This window comes from Nostoc sp. (assembly GCF_054880495.1).
Genome location: NZ_JBTYKD010000341.1, coordinates 1 through 6,346 on the forward strand (window position 1 = coordinate 1; position 6,346 = coordinate 6,346).

Annotated in this window: 8 protein-coding genes; 3 read left to right on the top strand and 5 right to left on the bottom strand. The window is 39.9% G+C overall.

The annotated features are described in order from the left end of the window. Positions 1–158: 158 nt before the first annotated feature. Positions 159–602: a TOBE domain-containing protein gene (locus ACYTXL_RS29535; protein ID WP_461927746.1), complete on the bottom strand. Its 444-nt coding sequence runs from the start codon at positions 600–602 to the stop codon at positions 159–161. A gap of 93 nt (positions 603–695) precedes the next feature. Between ACYTXL_RS29535 and modA the strand changes: the two genes are divergently transcribed. Then, positions 696–1,490: a molybdate ABC transporter substrate-binding protein gene (gene modA / locus ACYTXL_RS29540; RefSeq protein WP_461927747.1), complete on the top strand. Its 795-nt coding sequence runs from the start codon at positions 696–698 to the stop codon at positions 1,488–1,490. 230 nt (positions 1,491–1,720) lie between these two features. On the opposite strand, the gene ACYTXL_RS29545 is transcribed toward modA, so the two are convergent. The 3 genes from ACYTXL_RS29545 to ACYTXL_RS29555 all read right to left on the bottom strand — a co-directional run bounded on the left by ACYTXL_RS29545 (position 1,721) and on the right by ACYTXL_RS29555 (position 3,341). Further along, a complete protein-coding gene (locus tag ACYTXL_RS29545) occupies positions 1,721–2,278 on the bottom strand; it encodes a peroxiredoxin (RefSeq protein WP_461927753.1) in 558 nt (185 codons plus the stop codon). Positions 2,279–2,335: 57 nt separating this feature from the next. Continuing rightward, positions 2,336–2,578, bottom strand: coding sequence for a regulatory protein SipA (gene sipA, locus ACYTXL_RS29550; RefSeq protein ID WP_461927748.1), 243 nt, complete (start codon positions 2,576–2,578; stop codon positions 2,336–2,338). A gap of 262 nt (positions 2,579–2,840) precedes the next feature. Further along, a complete protein-coding gene (locus ACYTXL_RS29555; RefSeq protein WP_461927749.1) occupies positions 2,841–3,341 on the bottom strand; it encodes a P pilus assembly/Cpx signaling pathway, periplasmic inhibitor/zinc-resistance associated protein in 501 nt (166 codons plus the stop codon). A 377-nt stretch (positions 3,342–3,718) separates the two neighbouring features. Between ACYTXL_RS29555 and ACYTXL_RS29560 the strand changes: the two genes are divergently transcribed. After that, on the top strand, positions 3,719–4,990 hold the full coding sequence (locus ACYTXL_RS29560; protein WP_461927750.1) for a sensor histidine kinase: 1,272 nt from the start codon (positions 3,719–3,721) through the stop codon (positions 4,988–4,990). Then, positions 4,990–5,652, top strand: coding sequence for a response regulator (locus ACYTXL_RS29565; protein ID WP_461927751.1), 663 nt, complete (start codon positions 4,990–4,992; stop codon positions 5,650–5,652). The genes ACYTXL_RS29560 and ACYTXL_RS29565 overlap by 1 nt, the downstream gene beginning before the upstream one ends. Positions 5,653–5,955: 303 nt before the next feature. On the opposite strand, the gene ACYTXL_RS29570 is transcribed toward ACYTXL_RS29565, so the two are convergent. Then, the coding region (locus ACYTXL_RS29570; protein ID WP_461927752.1) for a nucleoside deaminase at positions 5,956–6,346 on the bottom strand (391 nt) is incomplete at its 5' end.

The following is a 6,346-nucleotide window of genomic DNA, read 5'->3' on the forward strand; positions in this document are numbered from 1 at the left end:
GTATGACAAAACTTAACCAAGCGCATTGGGTTAAGGCAGAGCTGTTTCATTTTTCATTTAATTGAACCACAGATGTTGTAGGGGCACAGCATTGCTGTGCCCCTACCGCGTGGTCTATTTAAGACGAAAATTTCTGTAAGAATAGCGATCGCCACAGCCTATTCACTGGCAATAACTATATCGTTGGACTTAATAACAGCATAAGCCTCTTTCCCTTCAGACAAACCCAACTCTTCAACCGATACTCTGGTGATAATCGAAGTTAACATAACTTTGTGAACAATCTCCAGCGTTACTTCACTATTAACGGCTCCACTGACAACTCGTTTAACAACACCCTTTAGAATATTACGGGAGCTAACTTTGAGTGGTTTCTTTTGAATACTAATTTCTATCTCAGGCTTTTGAGTGTAGATATCTTTATCTTCTGTGTTTATGGTTGGTAGCGAGTTGGATGGTGAAGAGTGTTGATTAAGACCACGTACCAATTCCCGAAGAATCTCTGTCTTAGTTCGCTGAGACTGGTCACAAAAGTCTTCCAAAATCTTTCGCTCCTCCTCTGAGGTTTGGAATGTGACCCACCCTTGTTCTTTTCTAGGCATAATTTTACCGATATAGTTGGCCAAATCTTGGTATTATTGTTACGATTCTACCTAGCATCAATTTTAGAAAAAAACCTCTCAAACACCTTTTTTATGAAAAGAAGACAACTTTTTGGCTTTCTGGGTATAGCGATTGCTGGCTTGCTGCTAGCAATTGCTTTACCGTTGGTTACTCCTTCTCCTGTAATAGCACAGTCAAACACCAGCATACTCGTGTCCGCAGCCGCCAGCTTAAAAGAGGCAATGGAAGAAATTAAGCCTCTTTACCAACAAAGTAAATCAGATGTGAATATTAGTTATAACTTTGGGGCTTCTGGTGCTTTACAGCAACAGATTGAGCAAGGGGCACCAGCAGATATCTTTATTTCTGCTGGGAAAAAACAAATGGATGCCTTGGAACAAAAAGGACTGTTGCTAACAGGTAGCCGTACTAACCTAGCAAATAACCGTCTAGTCTTGATTGTAGCTCAGGATGTTGTTGGCATCGGTAGCTTCTACGATTTAACAGATAGTAAGATTAAAAAAATTGCCATCGGTGAACCCAGAAGTGTACCCGCCGGTCAATATGGGGAGCAAGTCTTAAAGAAATTGAAACTTTATGATCGGGTCAAGTCAAAATTGGTTTTTGCTAACAATGTGCGTCAAGTTTTAGCAGCAGTAGAAAGTGGTAACGCCGAAGCGGGTTTAGTTTATGCCACTGATGCCAAAATTTCCAACAAGGTAAAAGTCGTAGTCGCTGCTGATGATAAGTTTCACTCACCGATTGTCTATCCGGTAGCAATAATTAAAAGCAGTAAAAATACCTCTGCTGCCAAAGACTTTGTCGAGTTTCTATCTGGTAGTCAAGTCAAAGCTGTACTCAAAAAAGATGGGTTTATTCTACCTTAAAGAAGAATGCAGATAACAAGGAACTTAAGCCCCTTATTTAGTTAAGGGACTGACAAATAAAAATAATACTCAACTACTTATTGTGGGGTGGGCGTCTCGTCCGCCCATAGCTAAAGGCGGGCAAGACTTCGGCGTGAGCGCTACTTGGACAACGCTCAGTACAAGTCAGTCGAACGCTGCCCACCCTACAAGATTGGATAATTTATTTGTTGGAAATCCCTAATTGAGGTCTAAGAAGTTGCGGACTGTAATTTTTCTAGTCGTACCAGCACTTCTGAACTGTGAATAGTTGGGTTGACTTTGACAAAAGTCTCGCGCAAGATGCCCTGAGGATCGATGATAAAACTGTGGCGCATAGATAAAAAACCGAGCCACGAACCATAAGCTTTACTCACTGAACCATCAGTATCAGCCAACAGGGGAAATTTTAGTCCCTCTGAATCACAAAATTTGGCGTGAGAATCAATATCATCAGCACTTACACCAATAATCTGGGCGTTTTTTTGGAGGTATTGGGGTAAGTCTTGCTGAAAACGACGAGCCTCTATAGTACAACCAGAGGTGAAGTCTTTAGGATAAAAGTAGAGGACTAGCCACTTACCGCGCAAGTCAGAGAGGGAAATTTTGCCATCACCTGTGTTGGTTGGCAAAGTAAACTCTGGCGCGGGTTGATTAATTGCAGGAAGTTTACCACCAAGAGCATCAGCAGCAGGGGTAAAATTCAGCCAGCTGATGATAGAAATACAGCTGGCAAATAATATGCTTAAAAAAGTGCGGCGGGAAATCATGGTGGAAACCAGAATCACAACTTTACACAAGTTTACAATTCTTGGTTACTACTAATCTCACTCTAAATGAGATTCGGGAGGGGTATCTGTGCTTTCGATGTATTGGCTATCTAAGAGAAAGGCTCCCCTAGCGAAGCGAATACCCCAATATCCACCGGGTCTGCGGTCAATGACTATACCCTCTTCGCCAATGTGAATTACATCGGGTGGGCGCAGCATGGGCATAGGTTCAGCAGTTTTGACGTAGGCTGGTAGTGCCACGACACGGACTTTACTACCAATTGCGAATTCTTTGGACATCTTAATCAAGCTAGGAGTTTTGAATTAACTTTTGAATTAACTCATAACTCATAACTAGCTTGAAAGTCTACTAAATTGGGCATGGGAATAAATAGGGAAAGGGAAAGGGGATGAAGTTTTTCCCCTTTCCGCATCTTCTGCAAGAAGTCTATTAATTTTTGGCTATGGAAAACAATGCTTATTTTGGGATGAGATGGGCAGCACTGCCCACCTCAGACTTATTAAGTATTTTTTGAAAGATTGGGGATTATCCGGGATTGTTTTATTGACGATTTTGATGCCATTGCTGTATTTGTTGCTGCTGTGCAGGGGTCAAGACTGCTTTAATCTGTTCTTTCTCTGACTTCCGAAGTGCTTTTATTTGCTCTTTCTGTGCTTCACTCAGATTTAACTTAGCAAAAAGACCTTTTCTGCCACGATGATGACGATGCTGACCTTGACCTGGTTGCTGTTGACCTGTTTGCCCCTGAGCCTTACGCGCTTCCCACTCAGCCCGATGCGCTTGTTTCGCTGTCTCGAACTGTGTTTTTTGGTCTGGGGTGAAAACGTTATCTTCAATTTGCTTCCAGGTATTTTCGTGAATTGTCTTAATTTGGGCTTTTTGTATACCTGTTAGACCCAAGTTTTTCCAAGGGCCTCCTTGGGGATTTTGTGCAAGTAACACGGGTGAAGGAGAGGCTGTTTGGGCGTTAACAGAAAAGGAGGTTGCGGTTAAAGTTAAGGCGATCGCACCAGCAACTAGCGATAATACTTTGAGTTTCATTATTTGTCTCGTGGTTTTTCCTGGTTGGATGCCACTATCATAAGAACTTATCTTCAATAGTCACATGAGGAGAAAGTCATGGTTTTACCCATGACTAAAGTCATGATTGAATTTTGACAAAGATGATTGACAATAAGTAGTTAAGAGTATGGAGTTAAGAGTTAGGAGTGGGGAGTTTAGAATGATGAAGATTTTTATTATGATTGATTTATATAGCAATCCTATCTGAGTTGTGAATTTTTTTTTATCGTGCATTTACTCTTAATTCCTCACTTAGCAAAAAGTTTAAACGGCGGAAGCTACCGCTCAAATATTCGGAACTCCTGTACAGACGCGATTAATCGCGTCTCTAATTCATAACTGGAGGGAAGCAACTAATGAGTCGTCCAATTCAAATTAAGAAACATCCTTTTCCGTCTCTGCTTTATCTGGAGTGGACACTACTGGCGATTACTGCATTGACAGCAGTTATACCACCTCCGTTACGGCAATTTCGTCATAAGCCTCCACTTCCAGAACTATCAATTTGTGGTTTATTTCCAGACTTGTCAATTTGTAACATATTGCCACAACTGTCAATTTATAGTCTGATTATTTTCGCCTTAATGGGCTTAAGATTACCCAGGAATAACCAGATAACTAAGGTAATCTACACAGCTATTGAAATTTTTTTGATTTTAATGACTGGACTTTTTGGTGAGAGATTTGCTCGCCTTTTTCCAATTCTTTACATAATTTTAGTTACTCGCAGTTGTTTAATTTTTCAGCTACCTGGGCGTTTATTAGTTACAAGTCTATCATTTACCTTGTTTCTATTTACTACACAACTCAAATACCAGTTATTCAATTTTCAAGCATCACCACAAGCACAAGAACGATCTCGATTTCTGAGCTTGAATTGGTCGCTCGTATTTGGCTTAAGTTTAGTTTTTGTATTGTTGATGATGAATGCAGTATTATCTGAACGGTACAGTCGAGAAAAATTAGCGATCGCTAACGAAAAACTCCGTCAATATGCTATGCGAATTGAAAATCAAGCTACCTTAGAAGAACGTAACCGCATTGCTCGTGAAATTCATGATTCATTAGGACACTCTCTAACTGCTTTAAATCTGCAATTAGAAACTGCTTTAAAACTGTGGCAATCTAACCCAATTAAGGCGGAAACATTTCTAGCAACAGCAAAAGAATTAGGTTCAAAAGCGCTAAAAGATGTCCGCCAATCTGTTTCTACTATGCGTTCTAATCCCTTACAAGAGCAATCTTTAGAATTGGCGCTCGCTAGTCTTTTAGAAAATTTTCATCGCTCTAATGGTATTTTAGCAATTTATCAAATCAACCTGGAATATTCCCTACCACCTGAAATCAATACCGCTATTTACCGGATTACTCAAGAATCATTGACAAATATATCTAAATATGCAAATGCAACAGAGGTTAAACTAGAACTGACTACGACAAGAGGTAATTTACGATTGATAATTCAGGATAATGGTAGAGGTTTTGATTTGGGGCAAAATACTACTGGTTTTGGACTTCATAGTATGCGCGATCGCACTTTAGCATTTGGAGGTGAGTTTAATATTAATAGCGCTCTTGGTTCTGGTTGCAAAATTACAGTTAATATTCCCTTAACAAGGTTGACATAATGATTAAAGTGTTGCTGGTAGATGACCAAAATTTAATTCGTCAAGGATTAAAAGCCTTATTGGAACTAGAATCAGATATAGAGATAGTAGGAGAAGCAGAAAACGGTGAACAGGCGATTAATTTAGTTGCTGAATTTCAGCCAGATGTAGTATTGCTAGATATCAGAATGCCGATTATGGATGGAGTTGCAGCCACGCGGGAAATTAAAAAACGTTTTGTCAAAACTAAGATTTTAGTACTGACGACTTTTGATGATGATGAATATGTGTCAGCAGCATTGCAAAATGGAGCAATGGGTTATTTATTGAAGGATACACCTTCAGAAGAATTAGCTGTTGCTATCCGTGCTGTTTATAAAGGATATACTCCACTAGGCCCAGGAATAGTTAAAAAATTGTTGACTCAGTTTTCTCATTCGACACCAACCCAATCACCGCCTGTACCATCTAGTTTAGCTGAACTTACTCCTAGAGAAAAAGAGGTTTTGCAGTTAATTGCTACAGGCGCTAGTAACCGAGAAATTGCTCACCAACTCTACATTTCTGAGGGAACGGTAAAAAATCATGTTACAAATATTTTAAACAGGTTAAATTTGCGCGATCGCACTCAAGCTGCAATTTGGGCAAATACATATTTATCCTATTTAAATGAGCCAAGTTAAATAATTTTTAATTCGTAATTTTAGCCTCTAGAGTTTTCGTTGTGTTACGCAAGCCGTAACATACTCTACATCTGGAAAAATTAAATTTATTGAAAGCGGCGGGAAACTCAAGGGAATTGAGTGGATGGAGAAGGATAGCCGCCTCAACCCTTACGGCATAGGATATGGGCCAAACAGGTAACTTCTTCCCCATGCCCTATACTTCTCTTCTTAGGCTGCGCCAACGACAACGCTCAGTACAAGTGCCCCATTCCCCATGCCCAAAAACTCCATCCCCTTGTGGGTGGAGTTTTTTATTGCAGCTTATTTAAATAACTCCAAACATTCATTTTTTAAAACACCTTTTCTAACTTTGATGTTTCTAAATGATTTAGCGATCACTTCTTCGCAAGATATATTAATTTGTGATTGATTTATCGAGATTAAATCTTCAATTGAAGCACCATATACAATTTCTGATAAACCACTCCAAACACAAGCAGTTGCACACATCGGGCAAGGTTCGACAGTTGTATATATGTTATAACCTTCTAAAGAAGGGTTTTTTAGTTTAGCTGTTAAACTGCGAATGGCGTTGATTTCCGCATGGGCTGATGGATCATTGTCTCTACTGACAGTGTTATGAGCTACGGCCATGATTTCGTTATCTTTAACAATGACGGCACCGTAAGGCGCATCGCCTTCTTTTGCCTCT